This is a genomic window from Janthinobacterium sp. GMG2, from assembly GCF_033949445.1.
In the GTDB taxonomy this organism is placed as follows: domain Bacteria; phylum Pseudomonadota; class Gammaproteobacteria; order Burkholderiales; family Burkholderiaceae_D; genus Janthinobacterium; species Janthinobacterium aestuarii.
On the sequence record NZ_JAXAWA010000020.1, the window covers coordinates 1 to 1,300 of the forward strand.

The following is a 1,300-nucleotide window of genomic DNA, read 5'->3' on the forward strand; positions in this document are numbered from 1 at the left end:
CTTGGCCGTCGCGGCGCCCACCTTGACCCTGACGCCGGCCAGCCTGGCGGCGATCCGCGCCGGCGATGCCTACAGCCAGACCTTCACGGCCGGCGGCGGCGTGGCGCCGTATGCGTATGCCGTGAGCGGCGGCGCTTTGCCGACCGGCCTGGCGCTCGATGCGGCCACCGGTGTGTTGAGCGGTACGCCGACGGTGGCGGGCAGCTTTGCCTTTACCTTGCAGGCGAAGGATGTGCACCAGTTCACGGTGCAGCAAGCGCTGACCCTGCAGGTGAACCAGGCGCCGCCACCGGTACCGAATGAAACGGCGACCACCTCGGCCAACCAGGAAGTGAGCCTGACCATCGCTTCCACCGATGGCAGCCCGATCACGGCAGTGACCATCGTCACGCCGCCGCAGCATGGCACCGTCACGGTGGTGTCGAGTGGCGCGGCGGGCGGCGGCAGCGGTCGCTCTTTCAAGGTGACGTATGTGCCGAATGCCAACTACTTCGGTCCTGACGCCTTCAGCTACACGGCGACGGGACCGGGCGGCACCTCCGCCCCTGCCACGGTCAGCGTGACGGTGGCGCCGCAACCGGTCCCCGTACCTGTCGCCAAGACGGCGACGGTCCTGGCCGGCACGCCGGTGACCTTGCCCGTGACGCAAGGCGCTACGGGCGGCCCGTTCACGGCGGTGGCTATCACGACGCAGCCGGCCAGCGGCACGGCGGTGGTCAATGGCATGGACATCGTCTACACGCCAGGCATCAATACCAGCGGCGAGATCCGCATCGGCTATACCTTGTCGAACGCGTTCGGCACTTCGGCGCCGGTGACGTCGACCATCACCGTCAATCCGATGCCGCAAGTGCTCAGCCAGAGCGTCACGGTGGTGGCCGGCCTGACGGTCACTGTTGATCTGACGGCGGGCGCCACGGGCGGACCGTTTACAGCGGCCAATATCCTGAGCGTGGCGCCGGCGGAAGCGGGCAAGGTGGTGGTGCGCGATATCGGCACGGCCGGCAAGCCGTCGTACCAGCTGAGTTTTGCGGCCTCGGGCAAGTTCGCCGGCGCGGCCGTCGTCAGCTACACCCTGAGCAATGCGTACGCCACCTCGAAGCCGGGTGTGGTCAACGTGACGGTGACGGCGCGGCGCGACCCGTCGGTCGATCCGGAAGTGATCGGCCTGCAGGCGGCGCAAGCCGATGCGGCGCGGCGTTTCGCCAGCGCGCAGCTGTCGAACTTCACGCAGCGCCTGGAAAGCCTGCATGGCGATGGCTGGGGACGTTCGAGCTTCGGCCTGAGCCTGACGCCGCCA

The 1,300-nt window shown here is 68.6% G+C and carries 1 protein-coding gene; it reads left to right on the forward strand.

The window, feature by feature from the left end:
* A partial coding sequence (locus tag SKZ59_RS28110; RefSeq protein WP_319993602.1) for an Ig-like domain-containing protein occupies positions 1–1,300 on the forward strand: 1,300 nt, incomplete at both ends.